Annotated in this window: 1 protein-coding gene and 1 pseudogene; both read left to right on the top strand. The window is 69.3% G+C overall.

What is annotated here, in order from left to right:
- A pseudogene (locus RSO01_RS46635) lies at positions 1-242 on the top strand (type I secretion system permease/ATPase); the annotation flags it as partial.
- On the top strand, positions 239-907 hold a 669-nt coding region (locus RSO01_RS46630), incomplete at its 3' end, for a putative HlyD family type I secretion protein (protein WP_147157455.1). The pseudogene RSO01_RS46635 and the gene RSO01_RS46630, both read left to right, overlap by 4 nt.

The following is a 907-nucleotide window of genomic DNA, read 5'->3' as shown; positions in this document are numbered from 1 at the left end:
TGACCAAGGCCCTCCTCGGCGTCCGCGCGCGCGGCGGCATCGTCGTCGTCGTCTGCCACCGGCCGTCGGCCCTGGCCGGCGTCGACACGGTGCTGGTCATGCAGGCCGGCCGCCAGCAGGCGTACGGTCCGAAGGACCAGGTGCTCCAGCCACAGCAGCCCGCCGCCATGCCGGCCGGCGCTCGGATACCGCAACCGATGACGGTGCACGCCGGCGGCCGTCCGCAGGAGAAGGCGTCGTGACCGCCCAGAAATCCATCCGCAGCCATCTCGTAGTGGGCGTTAGCGCCGTCGCCATCCTGGGGTTCTTCATCTTCGGCTGGGGTACGCTCAGCGAGATCTCGGGCGCGGTCATCGCCCCCGGCAAGCTGGTGGTCGACAGCAACGTCAAGAAGGTACAGCACCCGACAGGCGGCGTGGTCGGCACCCTCAACGTCAAGGACGGCGATCGCGTCAAGAAGGGCGACATCGTGGTGCGGCTCGACGAGACGCAGGCCCGCACCAGCCTCGCCATCGTCACCAAGGCGCTCGACGAGATGGATGCGCGCCAGGCCCGCCTCGAGGCCGAGCGCGACGGCGCCGACAAGGTCACCTTCCCGGCCGAGCTGATCGCCCGCGACAAGGAGCCCGAGGTCGTGCAGGCGATGAAGAGTGAGCAGCGCCTGTTCGAGCTGCGCCGCTCGGCGCGCGAAGGCCAGAAGGCGCAGCTCCTCGAGCAGGTCGACCAGCTCCGCCAGCAGATCGCCGGCAACGACGAACAGGTTGCGGCCAAGTCCACAGAGATGGAGTGGAACCAGCAGGAGCTGGGCGGCATTCGCGGCCTGTGGAAGCAGAACCTGGTGCCGTTCAACCGTGTTACGACGCTGGAGCGCGACTCGGCGCGCCTGCATGGTGAGCGCGGAGCGCTG

The sequence above is a fragment of the Reyranella soli genome (assembly GCF_007992495.1).
Lineage (GTDB): Bacteria > Pseudomonadota > Alphaproteobacteria > Reyranellales > Reyranellaceae > Reyranella > Reyranella soli.
This window is presented reverse-complemented; position numbering and strand designations above follow the sequence as displayed.